Annotated in this window: 23 protein-coding genes; 16 read left to right on the forward strand and 7 right to left on the reverse strand. The window is 64.3% G+C overall.

Going from position 1 to position 23,825, the window contains the following annotated elements:
- Position 1: 1 nt before the first annotated feature.
- The 4 genes from MESAU_RS07485 to MESAU_RS07500 all read left to right on the forward strand — a co-directional run bounded on the left by MESAU_RS07485 (position 2) and on the right by MESAU_RS07500 (position 3,914).
- Entirely contained in the window at positions 2 to 1,030 is a 1,029-nt protein-coding gene (locus MESAU_RS07485) for a thiamine pyrophosphate-dependent dehydrogenase E1 component subunit alpha (protein WP_015315454.1), read from the forward strand.
- Positions 1,030 to 2,028, forward strand: a complete 999-nt coding sequence (locus tag MESAU_RS07490; protein ID WP_015315455.1) for an alpha-ketoacid dehydrogenase subunit beta — start codon at positions 1,030 to 1,032, stop codon at positions 2,026 to 2,028. The genes MESAU_RS07485 and MESAU_RS07490 overlap by 1 nt, the downstream gene beginning before the upstream one ends.
- Before the next feature lie 3 nt (positions 2,029 to 2,031).
- Positions 2,032 to 3,435, forward strand: a complete 1,404-nt coding sequence (locus MESAU_RS07495; protein ID WP_015315456.1) for a pyruvate dehydrogenase complex dihydrolipoamide acetyltransferase — start codon at positions 2,032 to 2,034, stop codon at positions 3,433 to 3,435.
- A 110-nt stretch (positions 3,436 to 3,545) separates the two neighbouring features.
- Positions 3,546 to 3,914 carry a hypothetical protein gene (locus tag MESAU_RS07500; RefSeq protein WP_015315457.1) on the forward strand — a complete coding sequence of 123 codons (369 nt, stop codon included), beginning with the start codon at positions 3,546 to 3,548 and terminating at the stop codon, positions 3,912 to 3,914.
- Between the two features lie 11 nt (positions 3,915 to 3,925).
- On the opposite strand, the gene MESAU_RS07505 is transcribed toward MESAU_RS07500, so the two are convergent.
- The gene (locus MESAU_RS07505) at positions 3,926 to 4,897 is read right to left on the reverse strand and encodes a sugar-binding transcriptional regulator (RefSeq protein ID WP_015315458.1); all 972 of its coding nucleotides are present in this window, start codon (positions 4,895 to 4,897) and stop codon (positions 3,926 to 3,928) included.
- Between the two features lie 259 nt (positions 4,898 to 5,156).
- On the opposite strand from MESAU_RS07505, the gene MESAU_RS07510 reads away from it, so the two are divergent.
- The 6 genes from MESAU_RS07510 (at position 5,157) to MESAU_RS07535 (ending at position 12,167) form a co-directional block, all read left to right on the forward strand.
- Positions 5,157 to 6,143 carry an ABC transporter substrate-binding protein gene (locus MESAU_RS07510; RefSeq protein ID WP_015315459.1) on the forward strand — a complete coding sequence of 329 codons (987 nt, stop codon included), beginning with the start codon at positions 5,157 to 5,159 and terminating at the stop codon, positions 6,141 to 6,143.
- 92 nt (positions 6,144 to 6,235) lie between these two features.
- On the forward strand, positions 6,236 to 7,939 hold the full coding sequence (locus MESAU_RS07515; RefSeq protein ID WP_015315460.1) for an ABC transporter permease: 1,704 nt from the start codon (positions 6,236 to 6,238) through the stop codon (positions 7,937 to 7,939).
- Positions 7,927 to 9,006, forward strand: a complete 1,080-nt coding sequence (locus MESAU_RS07520; RefSeq protein WP_015315461.1) for an ABC transporter ATP-binding protein — start codon at positions 7,927 to 7,929, stop codon at positions 9,004 to 9,006. Before MESAU_RS07515 ends, MESAU_RS07520 begins: the two co-directional genes overlap by 13 nt.
- The gene (locus MESAU_RS07525) at positions 9,006 to 10,172 is read left to right on the forward strand and encodes an MBL fold metallo-hydrolase (protein WP_015315462.1); all 1,167 of its coding nucleotides are present in this window, start codon (positions 9,006 to 9,008) and stop codon (positions 10,170 to 10,172) included. The genes MESAU_RS07520 and MESAU_RS07525 overlap by 1 nt, the downstream gene beginning before the upstream one ends.
- Complete coding sequence (gene surE, locus MESAU_RS07530; RefSeq protein ID WP_015315463.1) at positions 10,169 to 10,924, forward strand: 5'/3'-nucleotidase SurE; 756 nt, start codon at positions 10,169 to 10,171, stop codon at positions 10,922 to 10,924. Before MESAU_RS07525 ends, surE begins: the two co-directional genes overlap by 4 nt.
- A gap of 109 nt (positions 10,925 to 11,033) precedes the next feature.
- Positions 11,034 to 12,167: a DUF930 domain-containing protein gene (locus MESAU_RS07535; protein WP_015315464.1), complete on the forward strand. Its 1,134-nt coding sequence runs from the start codon at positions 11,034 to 11,036 to the stop codon at positions 12,165 to 12,167.
- A gap of 10 nt (positions 12,168 to 12,177) precedes the next feature.
- On the opposite strand, the gene MESAU_RS07540 is transcribed toward MESAU_RS07535, so the two are convergent.
- Positions 12,178 to 12,852: an HAD family hydrolase gene (locus MESAU_RS07540; RefSeq protein ID WP_015315465.1), complete on the reverse strand. Its 675-nt coding sequence runs from the start codon at positions 12,850 to 12,852 to the stop codon at positions 12,178 to 12,180.
- 108 nt (positions 12,853 to 12,960) lie between these two features.
- Complete coding sequence (locus tag MESAU_RS07545; protein ID WP_015315466.1) at positions 12,961 to 13,602, reverse strand: hypothetical protein; 642 nt, start codon at positions 13,600 to 13,602, stop codon at positions 12,961 to 12,963.
- 192 nt (positions 13,603 to 13,794) lie between these two features.
- Here MESAU_RS07545 and MESAU_RS07550 point away from each other — a divergent pair, with 192 nt between their 5' ends.
- Genes MESAU_RS07550 through ptsP form a run of 5 tightly spaced genes read left to right on the forward strand, consistent with a single transcriptional unit; the run spans position 13,795 to position 18,517 of the window.
- Positions 13,795 to 14,232 carry a transcriptional regulator GutM gene (locus tag MESAU_RS07550; protein ID WP_015315467.1) on the forward strand — a complete coding sequence of 146 codons (438 nt, stop codon included), beginning with the start codon at positions 13,795 to 13,797 and terminating at the stop codon, positions 14,230 to 14,232.
- A 53-nt stretch (positions 14,233 to 14,285) separates the two neighbouring features.
- Complete coding sequence (gene srlA, locus MESAU_RS07555; RefSeq protein ID WP_015315468.1) at positions 14,286 to 15,053, forward strand: PTS glucitol/sorbitol transporter subunit IIC; 768 nt, start codon at positions 14,286 to 14,288, stop codon at positions 15,051 to 15,053.
- A gap of 16 nt (positions 15,054 to 15,069) precedes the next feature.
- The gene (gene srlE / locus MESAU_RS07560) at positions 15,070 to 16,068 is read left to right on the forward strand and encodes a PTS glucitol/sorbitol transporter subunit IIB (protein ID WP_015315469.1); all 999 of its coding nucleotides are present in this window, start codon (positions 15,070 to 15,072) and stop codon (positions 16,066 to 16,068) included.
- Positions 16,069 to 16,094: 26 nt separating this feature from the next.
- The gene (locus MESAU_RS07565) at positions 16,095 to 16,475 is read left to right on the forward strand and encodes a PTS glucitol/sorbitol transporter subunit IIA (RefSeq protein WP_015315470.1); all 381 of its coding nucleotides are present in this window, start codon (positions 16,095 to 16,097) and stop codon (positions 16,473 to 16,475) included.
- Positions 16,476 to 16,531: 56 nt separating this feature from the next.
- Entirely contained in the window at positions 16,532 to 18,517 is a 1,986-nt protein-coding gene (gene ptsP / locus MESAU_RS07570) for a phosphoenolpyruvate--protein phosphotransferase (RefSeq protein WP_015315471.1), read from the forward strand.
- Positions 18,518 to 18,539: 22 nt separating this feature from the next.
- Here ptsP and MESAU_RS07575 read toward each other — a convergent pair whose 3' ends face one another.
- Entirely contained in the window at positions 18,540 to 19,340 is an 801-nt protein-coding gene (locus tag MESAU_RS07575) for a hypothetical protein (RefSeq protein ID WP_015315472.1), read from the reverse strand.
- A 172-nt stretch (positions 19,341 to 19,512) separates the two neighbouring features.
- Here MESAU_RS07575 and MESAU_RS07580 point away from each other — a divergent pair, with 172 nt between their 5' ends.
- Positions 19,513 to 20,532, forward strand: a complete 1,020-nt coding sequence (locus MESAU_RS07580) for a sugar-binding transcriptional regulator (protein ID WP_051041246.1) — start codon at positions 19,513 to 19,515, stop codon at positions 20,530 to 20,532.
- Here MESAU_RS07580 and MESAU_RS07585 read toward each other — a convergent pair.
- Genes MESAU_RS07585 through MESAU_RS07595 form a run of 3 tightly spaced genes read right to left on the reverse strand, consistent with a single transcriptional unit; the run spans position 20,519 to position 23,697 of the window.
- Complete coding sequence (locus MESAU_RS07585; protein WP_015315474.1) at positions 20,519 to 21,370, reverse strand: TIGR01459 family HAD-type hydrolase; 852 nt, start codon at positions 21,368 to 21,370, stop codon at positions 20,519 to 20,521. The two genes, MESAU_RS07580 and MESAU_RS07585, sit on opposite strands and share 14 nt — an antisense overlap.
- The gene (locus tag MESAU_RS07590; protein WP_015315475.1) at positions 21,367 to 22,641 is read right to left on the reverse strand and encodes an FGGY-family carbohydrate kinase; all 1,275 of its coding nucleotides are present in this window, start codon (positions 22,639 to 22,641) and stop codon (positions 21,367 to 21,369) included. Before MESAU_RS07590 ends, MESAU_RS07585 begins: the two co-directional genes overlap by 4 nt.
- A 15-nt stretch (positions 22,642 to 22,656) precedes the next feature.
- Positions 22,657 to 23,697 carry a class II aldolase/adducin family protein gene (locus MESAU_RS07595; RefSeq protein WP_015315476.1) on the reverse strand — a complete coding sequence of 347 codons (1,041 nt, stop codon included), beginning with the start codon at positions 23,695 to 23,697 and terminating at the stop codon, positions 22,657 to 22,659.
- Between the last annotated feature and the right edge of the window lie 128 nt (positions 23,698 to 23,825).

Below are 23,825 nucleotides of genomic sequence, written 5' to 3' on the forward strand. Positions count from 1 at the left end.
CATGGCCAGAGCCAGCAAAGCCGTCGCGGACAGCCGCGCCAACCTGCCCTTCGTCTATCGCCAGTACAGCGCCGAGCAGCTGAAGCAGGTGCTCTACAAGATGTACCTGATCCGCCGCTTCGAGGAGGGCGCGGAAGAAAGCTACACGCGCGGCCTCATCCACGGCACCATGCATCTGTCGATCGGCCAGGAGGCGAGCGCCATGGGCATCTGCATGCCGCTTGGCGAGGACGACCAGATCACCTCGACCCATCGCGGCCACGGCCACTGCATCGCCAAGGGCGCCGAGGTGAAGCGCATGTTCGCGGAATTCTTCGGCAAGACCACCGGCTATTGCAAGGGCCGCGGCGGTTCGATGCACATCGCCGATGTCGCCAAGGGAAATCTCGGCGCCAATGGCATTGTCGGCGGCGGCATTCCGATCGCCGTCGGCGCCGCGCTCTCCGCCAAGATGATGAAGACCGGCAAGGTTGTCGTCTCCTTCTTCGGCGACGGAGCCAACAATGAAGGCGCCTTCCACGAGGCGCTCAACATGGCGGCGGTCTGGAAACTGCCCGTTATTTTCGTTTGCGAGAACAATGGCTACGGCATGTCGACGTCGACTGCCCGGTCCACCGCGGTCAAGAACATCGCCGACCGCGCCGCCGCCTATTCGATGCCGGGCGTCATCGTCAACGGCAACATCTTCTCCGAGGTCGCCGAGGCTTCGTACAAGGCGATCGAGCGGGCACGAGCGGGTGAGGGGCCGACGCTGATCGAGTCCAAGACCTATCGCCATCGCGGCCATTCCAAGAGCGACCGCAATCGCTACCGGACCAAGGAAGAGATCGAGGACTGGATGTCGAACCGCGATCCGATCACGCTGTTCGAGAACGAATTGCGGGAATTCGGATTCATCGACGACACGGGCATCGAAGCCATCCGCGAGGTGGTGGCGCGGGAGATCGCCGACGGCATCGAGTTCGCCAAGGGGAGCCCGTCGCCTGACGTCAGCGAGACCGGCAATTACGTGTATACGGAGCAGGCGTGATGGACGCGATGGTGCGTGAACTGAGCTACGCCCAGGCGATCCAGGAAGCCATGGCGATCGCCATGGACATGGACGAGCGCGTCTTCCTGATGGGCGAGGACATCGGCGTCTATGGCGGTGCCTTCCAGGTGACCGGCGACCTCGTCGATCGTTACGGCGCGGACCGGGTGCTGGACACGCCGATTTCCGAACTGGGCGGTGCGGGGGTCGCTGTCGGCGCCGCGCTGACCGGCATGCGGCCGATCTTCGAATTCCAGTTCTCCGATTTCGCCACGCTGGCGATGGAGCAGATCGTCAACCAGGCTGCCAAGATGCGCTTCATGCTGGGCGGCGAGGTTTCGGTGCCCGTCGTGATGCGCTTTCCCGCCGGCTCCGGTACCGGTGCCGCCGCGCAGCACAGCCAGAGCCTGGAAGCTTGGCTTGGCCACGTGCCGGGCCTGAAGGTTATCCAGCCGGCGACGCCCCATGATGCCAAGGGCATGCTTCTGGCTGCGGTCGCCGATCCCGATCCGGTGATGATCTTCGAGCACAAGCTGCTCTACAAGATGAAGGGCCCGGTGCCCGAAGGCTATTACACCGTGCCGATCGGCAAGGCAGATATCCGCCGCGAGGGCCGTGATCTCACCATCGTCGCCACCTCGATCATGGTGCAGAAGGCGCTCGACGCCGCTGCCGCGCTGGAGGCCGAAGGCATCGACGTCGAAGTCGTGGACCTCCGGACCATCCGGCCGATGGACAAGCAGACCGTTATCGACAGCGTCAAGAAGACCTCGCGGCTGATATGCGTCTATGAAGCGGTCAAGACGCTGGGCATCGGCGCCGAGGTCAGCGCCATGATCGCCGAAAGCGAGGCGTTCGACTATCTCGATGCGCCGATCGTGCGGCTGGGCGGTGCGGAAACGCCGATCCCCTACAATCCGGAGCTGGAAAAAGCGACGGTGCCGCAGGTTCCCGACATCGTCACCGCCGCGCGCGACCTCGTCAAAGGGGTTCGCTGATCCATGCCGACCGAAGTCATTCTTCCCAAGGTCGACATGGATATGGCGACCGGACAGATTTCGCGCTGGTTCGCCGAGGAAGGCGCCACGGTCAAGAAGGGCGACGTGCTGTTCGAGATCGAGACCGACAAGGCCGCGATGGAGATCGACGCTCCGGCCAGCGGTGTGTTGCGCGACGTGACCGGCAAGGAAGGAGTCGATATCGCGGTCGGATCGGCGGTGGCTTGGATTTATGCTGACGGCGAGGCTTATAAGGACAAGGCGCCAATCTCACCCCTTGAGGGGGAGATGTCGACGAAGTCGACAGAGGGGGTTGCCTCAGAAGGCACCGCCCTCGCGCTGAGTCCGGTCGAACCGACCCCACCCGACCGGCGTTTGGCCGACCACCCTCCCCTCAAGGGGGAGGGGAAAACCCGCGCTACACCCTTGGCGCGTCGATTGGCTCGTGAAGCAGGACTGAATCTCTCCGGCATATCAGGCACAGGCCCACATGGCCGCGTCGTAAAGGCGGATATCGATGCGGTACTCTCCTCCCCCCTCGAGGGGGAGGTGTCCGCGAAGCGGACGGAGGGGGTCGCCTCAGGAGGCACCGCTTTTGCGCCGAGCCCCGTCGAAGCGACCCCACCCGACCGGCCTTCGGCCGGCCACCCTCCCCTCAAGGGAGAAGGGGACGTGATGAAACTGTTCGAGGAAGGCTCCTACGAACTCGTTCCGCACGACAATATGCGCAAGACCATCGCGCGGCGCCTGGTCGAAGCAAAAACCACCATCCCGCATTTCTATCTGACGCTCGACTGCGAACTCGACGCGCTGCTGGCTTTACGCACTCAGCTCAATGCCGCGGCACCGGTGAAAAAGACCGACAAGGGTGAGGCGCCCGTCTACAAGCTGTCGGTCAACGACATGGTCATCAAGGCGATGGCGATGGCCTTGAAGGCGGTGCCGGATGCCAATGCCTCATGGACCGAGAGCGCCATGGTCAAGCACAGGCATGCCGATGTCGGCGTCGCCGTTTCGATCCCCGGTGGCCTGATCACGCCGATCATCCGGCATGCCGCCGAAAAGACGCTGTCGGTCATCTCCAACGAGATGAAGGACCTGGCCAGCCGCGCCCGCAGCCGCAAGCTGAAGCCGGAAGAATATCAAGGCGGCACGACGGCCGTTTCCAATCTCGGCATGTTCGGCATCAAGGACTTTGCCGCCGTCATCAACCCGCCGCATGCGACGATCCTGGCGGTCGGCGCCGGCGAGGAGCGGGCGGTGGTCAGGAACGGCGAGATCAAGATCGCCACCGTGATGTCGGTGACGCTGTCGACTGACCATCGTGCGGTTGATGGCGCGCTGGGGGCCGAACTGCTGGTCGCCTTCAAGAAGCTGATCGAGAATCCGATGGGCATGCTGGTCTAGGCTCCTGCCGTAAGCCGGCGCCAATGATGCGCCGGCTTATGATGAAACGACTTGTCAGGCACCGAACCTTGACCCATGTTCTCTGGTGATCGCGACCAAGGGAGGCCAACATGCCTGCATTCGACCCGTCTGACGTCAAAACCTTGTTCGGCAGGGTCATGGGCGCGTCGCCTTCCGACATCAAGCTGGTGGCGCAGCGCCTGCACGATCATGCTTTCGAGCCACGCATGTCGGCGGAAGAGACAAGGCAGCTTGTCGTCAGCCTAGGCTATGACAGCCTCGATGCGTTCTGCAGTGATATCGGCCTGCCCGCGCATATCGCCGAGCGCTGGAGCCGTTTTGGCGTTTCGGGCGAGATGAAGCAGGTGTTCACCCTGCTGGCGGGGCAGCGCAGACGCGTGGCCGAAGCGATCGCCGAATTCGAATCCATGACCCATGTCGGCGTCGAGGATTTTTTGCGCGAGCGCGGGTTGATTTAAACCCAGGCATCTCAGCCGGCCTTGGCTAGCAGCGCCATAGCGGTGTCGCTGTCGGTGATCAGCACATTGGTGTTGACAGCCTTGAGCGCGGCGAGGATTGCCGCCACCTTGCGCTTTCCGCCGGCGGCCAGCACGACATTCGGCACATGGGCGACAACATCGAGGTCGATCGCCATGACGCGCCGGTTGACTTCGTGATCGACGAGCCTGCCGGCGGCATCGACGAAATAGCATAGCATGTTGGCGACCGCGCCTTTTGCCTTCAAGGGTGTAATCAGCGATGACGGCACGATGTCATGCCGAAAGATGGTGGCATCGGGCGATATGTCGCCGACGGTGAGCAATGCGATGTCGGCCGCCGCGGCGCGCCGGCGCACATCCTGCAGCGTCGGCTGCGCCCACAGGAGATCGCGCAGCGAGGGGTCGTCCACCATCACCGGCGCCGTGATCTGATAGCTGTCCACCTCGAACACATCGGCGACCTTGGCGGCCACGATCGACGGGTTGATCCATTGCGAATGCGGCAGGCTGCCGACAAGCGCCACCACCGAGGCGCGCTTCAAGTGCCGGCGGGCGAGGAAACCCAGGCTGGCGTGCAGTGTGGCGCCACCGCCGATCGCCAGCGTCATGCCATCCTGCATCTGCTCGCCGAGATAGGCCGCCACGGCGTGGCCGATGGCCTTCTCCAGATGGTCGTGAACCGAAGGTGTCGGGATGACGACGGCGGCGTTGAGGCCCCAGCGTTTTTCCAGTTCCCGCTCAAGCGCCACCTGTTCGGCTGTCGGCGCGTTGATCATGGTAACGACGATGCCCTCGGCGGTACAGGCGGCCAGCGTACGCATGACCTTCACCCTGGAGACATCGAGCTTTTCGGCGATCTGCTCCTGCGTGAAGCCCTCGACATAATAGAGCCATGCCGTCTTGACGCTGAGGTCCGACGAGACCATCGGCAGGCGAGCCGGTGCGGGCTTTTGCGTGGGCATGGATGTCGTCCCTCATGTGTCATGGCCGACGGTTGTCCTCATCCGGCAAGGCCGCTCTTACGTCAATCGGATGCCGGGTTCGCGGCAGGCCGATTATCGCACAGCTGTGATCATTTGTAATTGACATCGTACATATGAACATATTTTGTTGGTTTCACGCGCTGTGTCATCCACCAGTCATATGCGCCGTGCAGGGAGGAAGAGACGGGGTGCTGGCCAGGGGCCAGACCGGTCATGCACAGACAAGACAGGAGGTCTCATGAAGACGCTATTCATCCAGCTGCTGGCCAGCCAGCTGGCGCTCGCGGCAACTTTGTTTGCCGGCGTGGCAAATGCCGAAACACTGACGCTCTACACATCCCAGCCCGAGGCAGACGCAGCCAAGACCGTGGATGCCTTCAAGAAGGCACAGCCCGGCATCGACGTCACCATCTATCGCTCCGGAACCAGCGACATCCTGACCAAGATGGCGGCCGAGTTCGCCGCAGGCAGCCCGCAGCCCGACGTGCTGCTGATCGCCGACGCGGTGTCGATGGAACTGCTGAAGAAGGACGACCGGCTGCTGGCCTATCCCGAGGCCAAGCTCGACGGCATCGAGGCGGATGCCTATGACGCCGACAAGACTTATTTCGGCAGCAAGCTGATCACTACCGGCATCGTCTACAACACCGCTGCCGCCGAAAAGCCGCAGCATTGGGCGGACCTCGCCAAGCCGGCCTATGCCGATGGCCTGGTCATGCCGAGCCCGCTCTATTCCGGTGCCGCCGCCTACCTGCTTTCGGGCTTCGCCGGCGACAGCAATTATGGCTGGGATTTCTTCCAGAAGCTGAAGACCAACAACACCGTCAGCGTCCGCGGCAATGGCGCGGTGCTGAAGTCGGTGGCGTCGGGCGAGAAGCCCTATGGCATCCTCGTCGATTTCATGGCGATGAACGCCAAGAAGAAGGGTTCGCCTGTCGAATTCGTGTTCCCCTCGGAGGGCGTGCCCGCCGTGACCGAACCGGTGGCCATCATGAAGACCGCCAAGAACGTCGACGGTGCGAAAAAATTCGTCGACTTCATTCTGTCCGATGAAGGCCAGAAGCTGGCGCTGTCGATGGGTTACCTGCCGGCACGCGCCTCGGTCGGTCGTCCCGACTGGCTGCCGGAAGGCGTCAAGGTCAAGGTGATGCCGTTCGACACCAAGGCGATCGTCGCCGAGACCGACGCCGACAAGGCGAAGTTCCAGGACCTGTTCGGCGGCTGAGCCGTCGATCCCCGCGAGATGCCGTCTCGACGGCATCTCGTCAGTTCCGGTGAGCCCGGCCGCCCCGCTGACCGATCCCAGGAAACGCAATCATGCCGACACGTATCAGGGAGAGCCGGGGCCAGGAAATGGTCCTGACGGCGGTGGTGGCCGTCGTCATCGTCCTGCTTTCGCTGCTGCCCATGCTGCGCCTCGTTAAGGAGATCGTGGCACCCGGCGGTGTCTTGTCGACGGTGGCCGTGGAGGCCGGGCTGAGAAGCCCGGCAACCTGGATCGCGACATGGCATACACTGGTCGTCGGCATCGGCGGCACTCTTCTGGCGGTGCTGTCGGGAACGCTGGTGGCCGTGCTTGTCTCGCTGACCGACATACGCGGCCGAAGCGCCCTGGTGCTCTGCTACGTCATGCCGCTGATGATCGCGCCGCAGGTGACGGCGCTGGCCTGGCTGCAACTGTTCGGCCCTGCCAGCCCATTCCTCAAGCTTTTCGGAGCGGCGCCGCCGCTCGGCACGAAAAACCCGCTCTACTCGACCTCGGGCATCATCCTGCTGCTTGGCGTCCAATACGGGCCGCTGGTCTTCCTGCTGGTGCGTGCAGGCCTGCGCAAGCTGCCGCGCGAACTAGTCGAGGCGGCGCGCGCCGGCGGTGCGAATTGGTTCACCGTACTGATCACCATCGTGCTGCCCTTGATGACGCCGTCGATCATGGCGGCGGCCGCGCTTGCCTTCGTCTCCTGCGTCGGCAATTTCGGCATTCCGGCCTTTCTCGGCATCCCCGCCAACTACCTGGTGCTGCCGACGCTCATCTATCAGAAGCTGGCCGGCGGGGGGCCGGCGGTACTCGGCGAGACCGCGTTCCTGTCGGTGCTGATCGGCATCATCGCCATGGCCGGCATTCTTGCCCAGGAGGTGATGAGCCGCCGCCGCGACTACCGCATCTCCTCGACGTCGCTGCCGGCCGAACCTTATGAACTGGGCCGCTGGCGGCCGGTCGTCCAGGCCGGGATGTGGTTGCTCATCGTGCTGGTGCTGGTCCTGCCGCTGTTCGGGCTGGTGCTGACGTCGCTGGTGCCGGGCTACGGCATCGCGCTCACCGCCAAGACGGCGACGCTCGACAATTACCGTTTCGTGCTGTTCGAGCATGATGCCGCCAGCCGCGCCTTCTTCAACAGTTTCTGGCTGTCGATCGCTGCCGCTTTCTTCGCGGTCCTCGTCGCCGTGCCGATCGGCTATCTCATCGCTTGGGGCAAGCAGCGCTGGGTGCGGCTGCTCAATCTTTCAGTCGAACTGCCGTATGCCTTGCCCGGCGTGGTGCTGGCGATCGCCTCGCTGCTCTTGTTCCTGCGCCCCATCCCGCTGACAGGCGTCCAGCTCTACAACACCGTCTGGATCATCCTCTATGCCTATCTCGCCCGCTTCCTGGTACTGGCCTTGCGGCCGACCATCAGCGGCTATCACCAGATCGACCGGGCACTCGAAGAAGCTGCACAGGTGGCGGGCGCCGGCCTGTTCACGCGCATGCGCACCATCGTCTTTCCGCTGGTCGCGCCGGCGGCGATCGCCGGCGGCCTGCTGATCTTCATGACGGCCCTCAGCGAACTCACCGTCTCGGCGCTGCTGTGGTCGTCGGGTTCCGAGACCATCGGCGTTGTCATGTTTTCCTTCGAGCAGGGCGGCGATTCCAACTACGCGGCGGCGATGTCGGTCATCACGGTCGCGGTCACCTTCGTGCTGATGCTGGTGACCAACCTGCTTGCCCCTCATCTTCCGAGCGGAGTTCTGCCATGGCGCGATTGACCCTGGACCATGTGACCAAGAGCTTCGCCGATTTCGACGCCGTGAAGGATGTCTCGATCGACGTCGCCGACGGCGAGTTTCTGGCGGTGCTCGGCCCCTCCGGCTGTGGCAAGACGACATTGCTGCGGCTGGTCGCCGGTTTCGAAAAGGTGACCTCGGGCGAAATCCGCATCGGCAGCGATGTCGTGTCGAACAGCGGCGGCAGCGTCGCGCCGGAAAAGCGGCGCGTCGGCATCGTCTTCCAGAATTATGCGCTGTGGCCGCATATGAGCGTCGCCGAGAATATCGGCTATGCGCTGAAGGTGGCCAAGCTCGACAAGGCGGTTGCGCGCCAAAAAGTGGAAGACGCGCTCGCCCTTGTCAATCTTCAGGGTCTGGGCGAGCGCCGGCCCGCCAATCTTTCCGGCGGCCAGCGCCAGCGGGTGGCCTTGGCGCGTTGCCTGGTGGCGACACCTTCGCTGGTGCTGTTCGACGAGCCGCTCGCCAATCTCGACGTCCATCTCAGGGCCTCGATGGAGGACGAGTTCGCCGCCTTCCACAAGCGCACCGGCACGACCATCGTCTACATAACCCATGACCAGGCCGAGGCGATGGCGCTGGCCGACCGCATCGCGGTGATGGACCATGGACGCTTGGCGCAGCTCGCCACCCCGCGTGAACTCTATCATAAGCCGGCAAATGAAATGGTCGCCTCCTTCATTTCGCAAGGCATTCTGCTTCCGGCGGACGTGTTGGCCAGCGAGGACAACGGCCATTGCAAGGTCCGGGTTCTCGGAACCGAGCTGGTGGTCCGTTGCCGGCCTGGCGAGCGGCCGCGCGCCGGCGCCAAGATCTGCTGCCGCTCCGCCGATATCGAGCTTTCGGCCGATGCCTCGGGCTTCGATGGTCTCGTCAAGCGGGCGATCTACCAGGGCGGCGCGGCGCGGATTGAATTCGCGCCGACCGCTGGTCCCGACCTCACCTTGCATTTCGAGCAGCCCGACCCGGTTGCGCTGGAGAACGGGGCGCAAGCGCGTCTGCGCATAAAATCCGGCTGGCTGATCCCGGCGGCGGGGACGGCCTCGTGATGATGCTGGACCTTGCCGGCGGCTTCGGAGAAAAGGGCCGCACCAGCCTCGCCGTCAACAGCGGCGACGATCGCATCCTGCTCGATGTCGGCATCAAGGTCGGCGCTTCCGGGGCGGAATACTATCCAGCGCTCAACGGGTCGAGCGACGACATCGATGCTGTTTTTGTTTCACATGCCCATGAGGATCATGTCGGCGCGCTGAGCTGGCTGTTGTCGCGGGGCTATAGCGGCCCGATCTTCATGACGGCGGAGACCCGTGCCGAGGCGCCGGCCACGCTTGCCGCCTATGCCGAGCCGGAGGATTTCAGGCGATTTCCCTTGCCTGAAAACCGCATCGAACTCTTCGAACCAGGCGACACACTCACTAGCGGCAATTTCGTAGTCAGCACGGGACGTTCAGGTCATGTCGTCGGCGGGGTCTGGTTCGCCGTCGACGACGGGACAAGCCGCATCGCCTATTCGGCCGATGTGGTGCCTGACAGCAATGTGTTCGTCATGGACACGATCCCGCATTGCGATCTCCTGGTCCTCGATGCCTCCTACGGCGCGGATCCCATGCCGGGGGCTGCCCGGGCGCAGGAAATTTCCGAATGGGTGGCGCGGCATCCGCAGGGATGCCTCTTGCCGACGCCGCTGTCTGGCCGATCGCTGGAACTGATCGCGGCCTTGCCGGGGTCGTTCGCCGTCCATGCCGGCATGCGTTCGTCGCTGGAAGCGCAGATCGGCGCGACCGCGTCCCTGTTGCCGGGCATTTCCGAGTTTTTGCTTGCCCGTCTGCGAAGCGCGGCCGACTGGAGCGATGCCGACCCGCTGCCTTCGCTGCCCCTGCTGGCCAATGACGGCATGGGCGAGGCTGGCCCGTCGTCGCGCCTTTTGCCTCGCGCCGGCGATGCCGGGTTTCCGGTGCTGCTCACCGGGCATCTGCCTTTGGGCTCTCCGGGCGATCTCATGCACAAGGCCGGCCGGGCGGACTGGATACGCATGCCCACCCACCCGACACTGTCGGGCAATGTCGGCATCTGGGAGAAGGCGGGACGCCCCCCGGCGCTGGGCCATTCCTGCGCCCCCGATCTTCTTGGCGACTTGAAGAGCCATATTCCGTCGTTGCTCACGCAATGCCGTACCGGCCAACGCATCACGGTGGGGCAAGGAAGCGCATCATGAGAATCCTGATCTGCAACGATGACGGCATCGAAGCGCCGGGTCTTGCCCGTCTCGTCAATGCCGCCCTCGGGTTGAACGACGATGTCTGGGTGGTCGCGCCGGACGGCAAGCGCACCGCCGCCGGCTCGTCGCTGACCATCGCCGGGCCGCTGACGATGCGGCGCGTCAAGCCGAACTGGTATGCATGCTCGGGCACGCCCGCCGATTGCGTGGTGAGCGCCATGACTTGGCTATTCGCCGATGAACCGAAGCCTGACCTCGTATTGTCGGGCATCAATGACGGCCGCAACGTCGCCGAGGATATCGCCTATTCCGGCACGCTGGGTATTGCCCGCGAAGCGAGTTTCTGGGGCGTACCGGCGATCGGCTTTTCGCGCGTGAAAAATCCTGACTTCGGCGCTACCGACGACGAATGGCTTGGCAAGCTGATCGCCTCGCTCTGGCAATCGCGCGCCGAGTGGGCGACAGAGGGCCATTGGCTGAGCGTCAACCTGCCGACCGCGCTGCCGGCCGAAATTCGCCAGCCGCGCATCGGCCGCGACAAGATTGGCCGCACGGCCGAGGTGGTGGAAAGCGCCGGGGATCGTACGATCATCACGGTGCCGCGTGGCCGAGCCCATGCAAGCGAACCGGGGGATGAAAACGCTGCTATCGATGCGGGTTTCGTCAGCATCAACCGGCTGAACTGGTTTGGGGAAACGCGGCTGGACGACGGATTTCTGGACGGAATCCCACGCTGGCGGCAAAGCTAGCCGATCTCCTGCGCGGCATCCTCCAGATCACCAAGCTGTCAGCGGCTAAATGGCGTCAATCCGGTGCTTATGCTTGAAGCCGCCGCTATTTCATTCCACATCGGAAGAGATGAAGGATGAGACACGCGAATGGCGCCGGAATCTGCTGTGGGCCTTGGCCGCATCGCTGGTCCTGCATGCGCTTGTCGCATCGTTCTTCATCTACGGCCTGTCAAAAGCCTCACAAGAGCCCCAGCAGGAGCAACCGATAAGCGTCGCGCTCTTGCCTCCGCCCGACAAGCCAAAACCGCAGCCGCTCAAAGCCGAGAAACCGCCGGAACCGAAGGCTGAGAAGCCCCCAGAGCAGAAGGTTGAAAAGCCACCCGAACAGCCGCGCAAACAACCTGATGACACCGCTTTGAAGCGCGTTTTTCAGTATGGCGACAAAGATACCGGACCGAAGAAATCCCTGGATGGGGGGGCGGCCAAGGACAATGCGCCGTCGCCTGCAAAGGATGAGGCCTCGAAGCCTCCGGTCGTGCCCAAGTCCGCCGAGAACAAGCCTGCAGCGACGGCAAACGCGGAGCAGCGGCCGGATGCGAGCAAAGCCGATGAGAATCCGCCAACCGAGCCGACCGTCGCCAAGCCCACGCCGAGCGAGGAAAAGCAGGTCACGGAAGACGCTGATAAACAGCAGGCTGCGCCAAAAGCTTCCGATCAGCAAGCAGCCGTAGAGCCAAAGCCGTCGCCAGCCGAGAGCGACGCCAAGACCGGGGCCGCGACCGAAAAGCCCAAGGCCAAAGTCGTCAAGACGATGAAGTTCAAGTCTGAAAAAGCCCTGAAGTCCCGGGCCGGAAAAGCCACCGCCTCAAATTCCACGAACGACGCAGGTGCTGGATCACCAATGTATTCCGGTCTTCCGGGGGTTCGGAAACTCTACTCGCAGGGCGCTACCGGCGACGCGTTGGCCACGAGTTCCATGAGCGGCGTACCTCGCAGTCAGCGCGTTGCGACCCTTTGCGCCAACGTGCTGGACCAGGAGCTGCAGGGTGCCGACTATTCTCCCAAATGGCTGCCGACAATTCCGCTGAAAGCCGGCAATGTTCTCGACCGCCCCGAAGCGGCCTTCAGCACGACAACCACATGGTACCAACTGAGCTTCCGATGCGAGGTGGATGCCGATGCGACCAGGGTCCTGTCGTTCGGCTTCCGTGTCGGCTCCGAGATTCCACGCAGCGAATGGCCGCCAAACCATCCTCTTTAGCCTCTGCCACTTAGGCTGGCACACCAAGTCCAGCCAATTGCCGGCTAACTTCTTGCCAGTCGGCGCAGACGAAATCGGCACCTGCCGCCGTCAGCCGTGCGGCATGCTCGGCATAAGTATGGCCGCCGCCGGTATAGCCGATCGCCGTCATGCCGGCGGCGACCGCGCCCTGGATGCCGAAAGGCGAATCCTCGATGACGATGCAGTCGGCTGGGTTGGTCCCCATCCTGGCAGCCGCGAAAAGGAAGATGTCCGGTGCCGGCTTGCCGTTCTTGACCATCGAGGAACTGTAGATCGCATCGCCGAAGAAGCGCGCCAATCCGGTCACCGCCAGGCTGTGGTTTATGCGCTCGACGGAGGATGAGGAGGCAACGCAGCGGTCGCCGGCAAGCGTTTCCAGAAACGAGCCTATTCCAGGCGTTGGCTTCAACTCTTCGGTGAAAAGCACCTTGGTCTCGGCCCAGATATCGCCGTCGGCCGACGCGGGAAACTGATGGCCGGTCAACTCCTTGATCCTGACGATGATGTCGGCCTGTTTCATGCCGACGCACTGGGCGATGATGCCGCCGTGAACGCCAGGCATGCCATGCTTATCGTAGACACGTTCATAGGCCTTGGCGGCCAGCGGCTCGCTGTCGACGAGAACGCCGTCGCAATCGAAAATGATCAGTCTTGACGGCGCCACGCGTTTCTCCCGGCCTCTGTCAGAATTCGCACATCGCTATCGACAAAAAGTCAAATGTTCAATAGCGGGCACGCTCGGCCTCGTGGATAGGAGGTGATAAAGGCCGATTCAAAGCTGGCGCAAGACGTCGCTGGCGCGGGAGGACCCCAGCGCCCGCTGCATGGCCTGCCGCGACTGTGCGCGATCGGGCGTGATCCAGTTCGGTTCCGCCCCCAGGAAGCGGTCGAGGAAAGCCACGGCATAGGCCGGTATTTCGGTGACGTTCTCGCGATAGGACCACCAGGTGCGCAGGTCGTCGGCGCATTTGTCGATACTGGGCGCCGAGCCAAACTCCTGCTCGTAGATCGCCGAAATCACCGAGACACAGTAGTTGGTGTAGAGAAAGCCTTCCGGCCAGAAACGGATGATGTCCAGCGTGCCGGCATTCCGATCCGTTTCGATGAGCTGGGTGAGGCCGGAGATTTCTCTTGCCGGCGCCTGTTTTATCAGTTCGCGCAGGACGAGGCCGGCGGCAAAGACGATGAAATCGGCGCGGTCGATCGCGGCAAAGCGCTTCTGCGCTTCCATGACCTCGACCCAGTCGAGAAAAGCCCGGGTCAGCTTCGCCTCGTCGATTTCGAAGCGTACGCCGAATGTGTCCGAGACCACCTTGGCGCTGCCGCGGAAGGTGGCGCGGAACCAGCGCAACTGCCGCAGCCGGTGGCGCAGGTCGGGCATGAGGGCCAGTTCATCCCTGAAGGGCAGTTCCATTTCCTGTATCCCGTTTCCCCACAGGTTAGCACAGTCGTGCCCCCGCCGTAATCGCGCGGCGGCCCTGTGGATGACCGTGGTTGAGGTCAATATCATACATATTGACATTCGCGGAAACAAATGTTCTCACTTCGCTGTTGTCGTGCGCCGGTCCAAGGTGCGCCTCGACTGAGGCTTCGGGAGGAGAACCGAATGGCGATTTGGCAGTGGGGACTGCTTCTGCTGGTTATTGTGTGGGCGTTGCAGTCGCTCGGCGTCTGGCTGCAGATGCGGCACTATTCGGATGTCTTCCGGGGCGTCACCGACCAGTACAAGGACGGCTTCGTCGGAGCCGGCAATTTTCGCGGCCGATTTGCCAAGGGAACGATCGCGCTGGTCGTGGTTACGCCCGACTTGATCGTGCGCCGCATGATGGTGATGAGCGGCCGTTCCGTGTTCACCAAATTCAAGCGACATGAAGAATTCGAGGGCGTTCCCCTCGATCGACTCCGGTCCAACCCTGCGATCATGGGGGAGGGGGAACCCGGTGTGGCCGAGGCCGTGAAGCGGGCGATCGAACAGATCGACAAAGCACGGTCGGAGCCGGGGAAGAAGCCGGGTTTGGCCGGCTTGAATGTAGCAAGGGCATAGAGGAGGCCGTGCGCCGACTGGGATCAACCGGCGGGCCGGCATAAGGAGGAGAAATGTCTGTATTTTCGTTGTTGGCGCAGCATGCCGACATGGCCGTGCACAATTTGCATGTCGCGGGTGCCATGGTCTCGGATGCTGCATTGCATGGCAGGCTCGCCGTCGAGCATGCTTCCGATCATCTCGTGGTCCTGGCGCAGGCGCAGACCGACAGCGGGCCGGTCACCGCCGATCAGCTGAAGGAACAGCTGAAAAACGTGCAGCAGGAAGAGCAGCTTGGCTGGCTGACTGCCATCGGCAAGTACTTCATCGGCATTTTCCAGAAGGGCGGCGAGGTTTTCGCCGGCTTTGTCACCGGCATCATCCCGACGCTTGTGGTGCTGATGACCGCCTTTTACGCCGTCACCGAACTGGTCGGCGAAGAGCGGGTCCACGGTCTGGCACGTGGTGCTGGCCGCATCGCGCTGACCCGCTATACCGTGCTGCCGCTGCTGGCGGTGTTCTTCCTCACCAACCCGATGGCTTACACCTTCGGCTCGTTCCTGGAAGAAAAGCACAAGCCGGCCTTCTATGACGCGGCCGTGTCCTACGTGCATCCGCCGCTCGGCCTCTTTCCGCACATCAACCCTGGCGAATATTTCGTCTGGGGAGGCATGCTCGTGGCCTTGCTCGATCTCGAGAAGCGCGGCGTCATCGCCGCCGGCTACCATGTCAAGGTTGCCATCTGGTACGCCATCGTCGGCCTCGTCGTCATCCTGCTCAAGGGCATGCTGACCGAGCGCATCACCGCCATCATGGCACGCCGCCAGGGCGTCGAGCTGTAAGGGCGGGGAGGACATCATGGCCAAGACATACAAAGCCGTACGGATCACCCGGGGCAAAACAGGGTGGGGCGGTCCGCTTGTGATCGAGCCGACCGAACAGCGCAGCAAGGTTGTTTCCGTCACCGGTGGAGGCATTCATCCGGTGGCGCAGCTCATCGCCGATATGACCGGCGCTGAAGCCGTCGACGGCTTCAAGGCGCCGCCGATCGAAAGCGAAATGGCGGTTGTCGTCGTCGACTGCGGCGGCACCGCACGATGCGGCGTCTATCCGCGCAAGCGTATCCCGACCGTCAACCTGACGCCGGTCGGACAGTCCGGGCCGCTCGCCCAGTTCATCACCGAGGATATCTATGTTTCGGGCGTCAAGCCGGCCGACGTCACAATGGCGGACGGGTCCGAGGCGGTCACGACTGCAGGGGGAGCAGCATCGATGGGTTCGACCAACAACACAGCGACGCCGACGGCGCTGCCCAGCGAGGGTGGCCTGATCGGTTTCATCAGCACGATCGGCCGCGTCATGGGTCGTGTCGTCGGCATCTTCTTCAATGCCGGCCGCCGCACCATCGACCAGGTCATCCGCAACGTGCTGCCATTCATGGCCTTCGTGACCATGCTCATCGGTCTGATCCTGTATACCGGCGTCGGTGACGTGCTGGCGCAGCCGATGGGTCCGCTGGCCAACAATATCGTCGGCCTGCTGATCATCTCGGCTATTTGCGGCCTGCCGTTCCTGTCGCCCATCCTGGGGCCAGGCGCTGTCATCGCGCAGGTTATCGGCGTCGCCATCATCGGCCCGCAGATTGCCAACGGTACGATCTCTCCGGCGATGGCGCTGCCGGCTCTGTTTGCCTACAACACCCAGGTGGGCTGCGACTTCGTTCCCGTCGGCCTCGCACTGGGTGAAGCCAAGCCGAAAACCATCGAAATCGGCGTGCCGGCGGTGCTCATCAGCCGCCAGATCATGGGTCCGGTCTCGGTGCTGATCGCCTGGGTCGTTTCCCTGATCGTGTTCTAAACACCAGAAATAACGAGGTTCGCCATATGTCGGTTCTTCTCAAGACACGGGTCACGGCAATAGGACCCGAAGTGGCGGACCTCGCCGAGGGCGGCGTGGTCATCCTGTTCGCGGATGGCTCGCCACCGGAGCTTGCCGAGGTCTCGGTGCTCCACAAGGCCGAGATCGGACCTAGCGACGGCGCGCCTGAAAAGGGCGCGTCGATCACCCTTGGCCCGGTTTCGGCTGTCATAACCGCCGTCGGCTCCAGCGCCTGGAGCAAGGTGCTCGAGATGGGCCACGTCGTCATCTCGTTCAACGGCGCCACCGAGGCCGAAAGGCCGGGCGAGATCTGCGCATCGCAGGTCGATACGCAAGCCCTCGTGGCAGCGCTGAAGACAGACGCGATCATCACCATCGCCGCCTGAAAGCATTCGCGCCCAGCCAGTCTGGCTTTGGCGCCCAAAAAAGCAGAGTATTTGCCATGGAACGCTCGACCATCGTCAGAGTGCATGAAGGTTTGCACGCCCGTCCCGCCACGCGCTTCGTCAAGCTCGCCAAGGCTTTCGAATCCGACGTCGAACTGGTCAAGGACGGCAAGGCGGTCAGTGCCAAGAGCTCGGTCAAGCTGATGCTGCTGGCGGTCAAGGAAAACCAGGAAGTCACCGTGCGGGCGAACGGCGCCGACGCCATCGAGGCGATCGAGGCGCTGATCGGCTATCTCGAGAACCCCAAGGCGGGTCTCGACGACGAAGACACCCACGCTCCAGCCACTGACCAGGGCAAGGAAGCGGCGCCCGCGCCAGGGCCCCGGTCCGCGCCGGCTGCATCAGGCGAAGCAAGCAGTGGTTTGCGCGGTGTCGCCGCAAGCGAGGGCGTCGCTATCGGGCCGGCTTTTGCACATTTCCCGCCTGACATCGCCGGGCAGGGCCGGATGCTGCAGGCCGATGAGATCGCCGGCGAGATCGACAGGTTTCGCGCCGCCGTCGCCGCCGTCCAGGCACGCATGGACCGGGCCTTGGCGCAGGATGGTCTGTCGGCCGGTGACCGCGGCATCGTCGCGGCGCTGAGGGATATCGCCGCCGACGACAGCCTGACCGGCGAGGCCGAGAAGGCAATCAAGGGCGGCAATGACGCGGTTTCGGCCGCGATCACCGCCGCCTCCACCATCGCCGCCGACTTCAGCGCCGTCGACGATCATTATCTCAATGCGCGGGCGGACGATGTCCATGCGGTCGGACGGCAGATCAGCCTAGTGCTGCTTGGCCAGGACGACGTCAGCCTCGAGAACATCCCGCAAGGTGCGATCCTGATCGCCGATGATATCGGGGCCTGGGATCTGGCGCGGGCGCCGCTGAAACGCATCGGCGGCGTGGTGTGCGGCCATGGCGGCGCCACCTCGCACATCGCCATCATCGCCCGCTCGCATGGCATTCCGGCGGTGCTCGGCCTTGGCGACCGGATCCACCTCTTGCGCACGGCACAAGAGGTGGCGCTCGACGGCAACAGCGGCCAGGTGATCATCGACCCCGATGCGGCGACGCGCGCCGATTTCGCCGGTCGTGTCCAAGCGGCGGCGAAGGAGCGTGCCGGCCTGACGGCTTTCAAGACGGTGACGCCGAAGCTGGCGGACGGCAGGGTCATCGAGGTCGCGGCCAATATCGGCTCGCTGGAAGAGATCGAGGCAGCGCAAGAGGCCGGCGCCATGGGTGTCGGCCTGTTCCGCACCGAGCTCCTGTTCATGCGCCATATGCACCTTCCGTCGGAGGACATGCAGGCCGAGACCTATGCGGCGCTGGCCAAGGCCTTCGCACCCTATCCGGTCATCGTGCGCACGCTCGACATCGGCGGCGACAAGCCGATTGCCGGCATCGAGTTCCCCGACGAGGAGAACCCCTTCCTCGGTTGGCGCGGCATCCGCATGTGCCTCGACCGGCCCGATATCTTCAAGCGCCAGCTCAGGGCGCTGCTGAGGGCGGCCGTGCACGGCAACATCAAGGTGATGCTGCCGATGGTCTCCGATCTTGGCGAGGTGCGGCAGACGCGCGTTCTTGTCGCCGAATGCGCCGCCGAACTCAAGGCCGAAGGCGTGCCGCATGCGACGTTCGATCTCGGCGTGATGATCGAAACCCCGGCCGCCGTGCTGATCGCCCCGGCACTGGCCAAGGAAGTGGCTTTCTTCTCGATCGGCACCAACGACCTGACCCAGTACATCATGGCGGCCGATCGGCTCAACCCGACCGTTGCGAAGCTCAACGACGTCACCAATCCGGCGGTCATGTCGGCGATCGGGCTGACGGCCAAGGCCGGCGTCGCCGCCGGCATCATGGTCGGCATGTGCGGCGAAGCGGCGGGCCGGCCGGATCTCATTCCGGCCTTCCTGGAGATGGGCCTGACCGAGCTGTCGATGAGCCCGGCCTCGATCCAGCGCGCCAAGAAGACGATCACGGCGATGGCAGCCGGGGAGTAGTTCCCGCAATCGCCGCCGGAGCTTACGGCAGATGCGCAAGCAAGGTGGCGAACACAGGTGCCAATTCATCGACCGGGCTCGCCTTGGCGCAGGCTTGGGCAATGCGCTCATGGCGTATGTCGGCCGCCAGAATCGCGATTTCCAGCATGTCGGGCTCCGGCGCGCCGTCACGACCGGTGGTCGCCAGGCCGCAGGCCAGGACGACCGGCGCCAGGCAGCTTACGTCGAGCGCCTGGCCGCCGGCAGCGCTCGTTTCCGGCGCGGCTTCGCCAAAGCGGACCGGACGCTGGTTGAGCAACTCGACCAGCAGTGCCGCGCAGATGGCCGCGATGGCCTGCAGTCCGGCACCCGGCGCGGCCAGCGCAGCCAACAATTCGCCATGGCGCTTGCGCATGGCCGCGTGGACGGCGGCGAAACCGGCTTCATGGATACGGGCGTGGTCGATCTTCAGCCCGGCAAGCACTGCCTTGGTCAGATAGTACATGTCGCGCCGGAACAGGCGCTCGGCGCTCAATTGCTGGTCTTCGTCACCGGCCGGGAAATAGGTGGCGAGGCCTTTTACGGTCGTTCCGTCCACTCTTATCGGGCGCTCGTGCGGGACGAAGGATTCGGCGATCGACAGCGCTTCGTCGACGGCACTCGCGGCATGGCTGAGCAGGCCTTCGATGCCTTTGCCCGGAAATGGCGGCAGATGGCTGGTTGCTTCGCGCAGCAGGCTGGCCTCGCTGGCGCCGTCATGGCGGCTCTGGCGGATGATGTCGCGGACTTCCCGCAGCCGGTCCTTGAGGTTGACGCGGACATCTTCGGAGATTTGTCGGAGCATCGCGGTTAGCCTCGAATGTGCCGTGCGGCGCCACCTGCGACGGGCACCACCGACTCTACATTGTTCCTATCGATTGGTAGATCAATAGGCGATACTAGACCAGCATGCAGAATCGGCGACGGCGCACTCGTCCGCCGCGGGGGAGGGATGATTGGCCAGGGGACGACAAATCGTGGAAAGACGGCCCGAGGAAAGGCGGACCGACGAAAGGCGGGCAGGAGCGGAAGCGACCGAGCAGATCGTCAGCGAGAGCCGCACGGACCGCCTCAGGATCCGCGCCGCCTGGATGTATTTCGTCGAGCAGATGACGCAGAACGAGATCGCCGATGTGCTCGGCGTCGGCCGCGTCACCATCGTGCGCATGCTGGCGGAGGCGCGGTCGCGCAACGAGGTCAAGATCACCATCGAGAGCGAGCTTCTAGAGATCGTGCGGCTGGAGCGCGCGCTGGAAAAGACCTTCGGCCTCCAGCAGGCGCTGGTGGCGCCGCTGACGGCGGCCAGTGCCGATCCGATCCCGGCAATAGCCGCCAAGACCGGCATGTTCCTGTCCGACGCTATGAAATCCGGCATGCAGGTCGGTGTCGGCTGGGGCAATACGCTGTTCCACACCTTGCCGTTCATCAGCGCCAAATCGCTGACCGATTTCAAGGTGATTTCGCTGCTTGGCGGCGTCGGCGTCGCGCGCCGGGTCAACCCGGCCGAGTTCGCCTGGCGCTTCGCCCAGATCTTCCAGGGCGACGGCTATCTGATGCCGACGCCAGCCGTCGTCGACAGCGTCGAGACCAAGATCGCGCTGATCGAACGCTGCGGCCTGCAGGAGGTTTTTGAAATGGCCGACGCGCTCGACGCCGTTCTGCTGAGTGTCGGCGGGATCGCTTCGGCCACCACCTTCTCGCGCGGCGGCTTCCTCAGGGAAGCGGACCGGGAGGCGCTGCTGGCGCGCGGCGCCGTCGGGGACCTCCTGTTCCACTTCTACGACCGCAATGGCGATCTGGTCGATCATCCCGTCAACAACCATGTGATGTCGGTGGATGTCGACCGGCTGCGCAAGGCGCCAATCCGCATTCTGACCTCCGGCGGCGCGGAGAAGACCGACGCCCTGCTCGGCGCAATGAACCTGATTGCGCCCACAATCCTGATCACCGACGAGGAGAGTGCAAGGCGGATTCTGGCGGCGGTCAGCGAAAGCTGAAGGACCCCATCGTATAGTCCGGCCAGGCCTTATGCTCATCGAAGACAGCGGCGAGGTCAGGCGTGTCGGCCAATATCCCACCCATCACCAGTGCCGTCGCGATGCCGACGCCATTGCCGCCTGCAATATCGTGTTCGACGCTGTCGCCGACGCAGACCACGCTGCCGCGCTTTGGTTCGCCGGCGAGCGCGAGCGCCGCTTCGAAGATCGCCGGGCCGGGCTTGCCGATGCGGGTGACGCTGCCGCCCAGGCTCTCGTAAAGATCGGCGATCTCGCCGGCGCCGAAGCGGGGCCCGACCGCCGTCAGCATGATCTTGTCGGGATTGGTGCAGAAGCATGGCACTTTTCGCGCCGCCGCCGGGGCCAGCAAGCGGCGATAATGCTCGAGGTCGTAGCGGTCGCCCTCGCTGGCCGCGATCAGTACCAGGTTGGCGGTATCGCCGGTTCCGGTCAATACAAAAGGCAGGCCCTCGATCGCTGTGCGGTCATTATCGCGGCTGATCAACAGGCAGTTCGTGCCGGGGCGCAACGCTCCGGTCGCCGCCATTTCGTGGAAGGATCGCCACGCCACCTCGCCGGAGGAAACGAAATGATCCCAGCTTCCGGGCTCGAAGCCGAGCCTCAGCAAACGGTCTTCGTTGGGCTTGGCGCGCCTGCCGGAGTTGGAGACCAGCACCACGGTCTTTCCGGCGCGCTTCAGTGCCGCCAAGGCCACCACCGCACCGGGATAGGGGGCCGAGCCGTCATGCAGCACGCCGAACTGGTCGACCAGGAAGACCTGGTAGCGCTCCTCCAGCGGTCCGATGCCGTCGAGGCGTTCAGCCAGTTTCCCGCTCATAGCAGCCCCGCCTCGTTCGCACCCTTCAACGCCAGGCGCGCCGCTCCGGCAGCGGCCTCGTCCGACAAAGCCGGCAAGAACGCAACGCCGAGCTTACGCTGCCGGATCGCGCTCCACGCCGGATTTGCCGCGCCGCCGCCGACGCTGCGCACCGAAGTCAGCGCCGGCGCGCCGAGCTCGCCAAGCCGGCGATAGCCGAGCGCTTCGATCGCGGCCATGCCTTCGAACATCGCCTTGAGATAGTCGGCATCATCCGCCGGGCGCGGGACGAGGCGCGGGGGGAGCGCCGGATCGGCGATCGGGAAGCGTTCGCCCGATGTGGCGAGCGGATAATAGTCGAGGCCGGTCTCGGTCGCGGGGTCGATCATGGTGCTGAGCTCGATGATCCGCGCGAGCGGAAAATGCCGCGCCAGCACCTTGCCACCGGAATTCGATGCGCCGCCGGCCAGCCAGGTGTCGCCAAGACGATGGCTGTAGATGCCGAAGCGCGGCGCCGAGATCGGCCGGTCGGACAGGATCTTGATGGTCAGCGAGGAACCCAATGCGGTGACGCCGTCGCCGGCTGCCGTAGCGCCCGTCGCCAGGAATGAGGCGCAGCCGTCCGTGGTGCCGGCAACCACAACCACATCGCGCGGCAAGCCGAAAAGCGCGGCGGCGGCCGTGGTAAGCGTGCCGCTGACCTCGCCCGGCTCGACGACATCAGGCAGTAAATTCATGCGCATGCCGGTGGCCGCGACCCAATCCGGCCAGCGGCGAGCCTCGACGTCATAGCCGGTCTTGAGCGCATTGTTCTCGTCGCTGACGTCGAAGCGTCCGGACAGGTTGCCGGCGATCCAGTCGGCCTGGTGCAGCACGGCCGCCGCGCCAGGCAGACGCTGGAATCGGAGCGCCTTGGCGAGGCCTGAAGTCGGCCCGTGGGCGGCGCTCGTTTCCGGCGCCTCGCGGGCGACGATGGCCAGGATGTCTCCGTCATCGACCTTGTCGTTGTACATCAGCGGCTCGGCCAGGGGCCGCCCATCAGTGTCGACCGGCAGCAGCGTGCCCGATGTGCCGTCGACGGCGATGGCGCGGACCGTGGCACGGTCTATGCTTGAAAGCAGCCCGGCCAGCGCCGCCTGGACCGCTTGCCACCATGTCCGGGGATCGCGGGGGTTCGGGCCGAACCTGTCGAGAGGCACGGCGGATTGGGCGGCAATGAAAAAATCCCGGCGCATGGCGACCGCGCGGGCGCCGGAGGTGCCGATGTCGATGCCGACGACAAGTGGCGTCATGTCGTCCGTTCCTTGTCAGGCCGTGCCGGCGGCGTTGAGCTTCTGGCGATACTGCTCGGCGTCCCAGTTGACCAGTTCGTCATTCTCGGCGGCCGTGAGATAGTTCAGCCGCGCCTTGCCATCGACGCGCGCGGTCACGTCGGCCAGGCAACGCTGCATGGCGTCGGCACCGGCGCTGGCGTCGCCGCGCATCAGCACGCCGGCGCCGGGAAACAGGATCGCCGGTGGCGCCGCGCCGAGCCGCGCGACGACGCCGGCCACGTCCTCGCCCGGCCTCGCCAGGACCGAGCCCTGGCCAAGGAATATGACATGGTCCGGATAGAGGCTGCCGGCCTCGGCCATGTGCAGGCTTTCCGCATCGATCGCGACAGCATGCGCTTCGATATCCGCCGGTAACCGGTAGTCGCCGGCTAGCGTCGTCAGGGCGGCGATGTCGGGTGCGGCGGTCGCGCGCGCCGGCCGCGCCAGCAGCGACCGGACGCGGTGCAGCAAGGCCTGTGCGTCGGGGACGGTTTCCGCGGCGACCACCAGTCCGTGATTGCCAAGGATCAGTACGTCGACGCCGGGTCGCAATCTCTCGGCAATGCCACGGGCGAGCGGCAGGCCCGGCCGGAAATAGGGCACCCAGGCCCATTCGATGCCGCCCAGCCGCTTGGCGACCTCGGCCTCGCCATCGGCTTGCACGGCCAGCGAAATCGTGTCGACGCAGTGGACGTGCAGAACCACGCGTTGCGGCATCAAGGCATGCACCGTGGTCTCGATCGACGGACGCAGGCCACGCGGATTGAGGTCTTCGATGGCGAAAGCCTGTGGCTTGTCGGCGGCCGGGTCGCGCCGGTCGACGGCCTCCAGCAACGGCGCCATCGCCACCGGCACCATGATGTCGTCGCTGAGCGCGTCCTTCAGCCAGGTGCCCGAAGCCTTGATCCACAGCGTGTCGCCGGCCTTCAGCGAGGTGTTTCCGCCCGCCGCCTGCGTCATATGCGGGTTCAGCCCGATGCTGGCCGAAAGCGCCCGCAAGGCGGCCAGTTCCTGTGCATCAGCTTGGGTTGCCATGGCCCTTTTCTCCAACGCTTGCACAAAATCCCGTCGTCGGGACCGGTGTTGGCGTTGGTATCGCAGATGTGAGTGATCTGCGTCAATAGTGATCTACTATCGTCAAAAGCAGCTTGCAATCCAACTAA

This window comes from Mesorhizobium australicum WSM2073 (assembly GCF_000230995.2).
GTDB lineage: Bacteria > Pseudomonadota > Alphaproteobacteria > Rhizobiales > Rhizobiaceae > Mesorhizobium > Mesorhizobium australicum.

Bases quoted from the DNA above. Each gene is read 5' to 3' on its own strand.
- MESAU_RS07485 (WP_015315454.1), top strand. From the start codon at position 2: ATGGCCAGAGCCAGCAAAGCCGTCGCGGACAGCCGCGCCAACCTGCCC.
- MESAU_RS07490 (WP_015315455.1), top strand. From the start codon at position 1,030: ATGGACGCGATGGTGCGTGAACTGAGCTACGCCCAGGCGATCCAGGAA.
- MESAU_RS07495 (WP_015315456.1), top strand. From the start codon at position 2,032: ATGCCGACCGAAGTCATTCTTCCCAAGGTCGACATGGATATGGCGACC.
- MESAU_RS07500 (WP_015315457.1), top strand. From the start codon at position 3,546: ATGCCTGCATTCGACCCGTCTGACGTCAAAACCTTGTTCGGCAGGGTC.
- MESAU_RS07505 (WP_015315458.1), bottom strand. From the start codon at position 4,897: ATGCCCACGCAAAAGCCCGCACCGGCTCGCCTGCCGATGGTCTCGTCG.
- MESAU_RS07510 (WP_015315459.1), top strand. From the start codon at position 5,157: ATGAAGACGCTATTCATCCAGCTGCTGGCCAGCCAGCTGGCGCTCGCG.
- MESAU_RS07515 (WP_015315460.1), top strand. From the start codon at position 6,236: ATGCCGACACGTATCAGGGAGAGCCGGGGCCAGGAAATGGTCCTGACG.
- MESAU_RS07520 (WP_015315461.1), top strand. From the start codon at position 7,927: ATGGCGCGATTGACCCTGGACCATGTGACCAAGAGCTTCGCCGATTTC.
- MESAU_RS07525 (WP_015315462.1), top strand. From the start codon at position 9,006: ATGATGCTGGACCTTGCCGGCGGCTTCGGAGAAAAGGGCCGCACCAGC.
- surE (WP_015315463.1), top strand. From the start codon at position 10,169: ATGAGAATCCTGATCTGCAACGATGACGGCATCGAAGCGCCGGGTCTT.
- MESAU_RS07535 (WP_015315464.1), top strand. From the start codon at position 11,034: ATGAAGGATGAGACACGCGAATGGCGCCGGAATCTGCTGTGGGCCTTG.
- MESAU_RS07545 (WP_015315466.1), bottom strand. From the start codon at position 13,602: ATGGAACTGCCCTTCAGGGATGAACTGGCCCTCATGCCCGACCTGCGC.
- MESAU_RS07550 (WP_015315467.1), top strand. From the start codon at position 13,795: ATGGCGATTTGGCAGTGGGGACTGCTTCTGCTGGTTATTGTGTGGGCG.
- srlA (WP_015315468.1), top strand. From the start codon at position 14,286: ATGTCTGTATTTTCGTTGTTGGCGCAGCATGCCGACATGGCCGTGCAC.
- srlE (WP_015315469.1), top strand. From the start codon at position 15,070: ATGGCCAAGACATACAAAGCCGTACGGATCACCCGGGGCAAAACAGGG.
- MESAU_RS07565 (WP_015315470.1), top strand. From the start codon at position 16,095: ATGTCGGTTCTTCTCAAGACACGGGTCACGGCAATAGGACCCGAAGTG.
- ptsP (WP_015315471.1), top strand. From the start codon at position 16,532: ATGGAACGCTCGACCATCGTCAGAGTGCATGAAGGTTTGCACGCCCGT.
- MESAU_RS07575 (WP_015315472.1), bottom strand. From the start codon at position 19,340: ATGCTCCGACAAATCTCCGAAGATGTCCGCGTCAACCTCAAGGACCGG.
- MESAU_RS07585 (WP_015315474.1), bottom strand. From the start codon at position 21,370: ATGAGCGGGAAACTGGCTGAACGCCTCGACGGCATCGGACCGCTGGAG.
- MESAU_RS07590 (WP_015315475.1), bottom strand. From the start codon at position 22,641: ATGACGCCACTTGTCGTCGGCATCGACATCGGCACCTCCGGCGCCCGC.
- MESAU_RS07595 (WP_015315476.1), bottom strand. From the start codon at position 23,697: ATGGCAACCCAAGCTGATGCACAGGAACTGGCCGCCTTGCGGGCGCTT.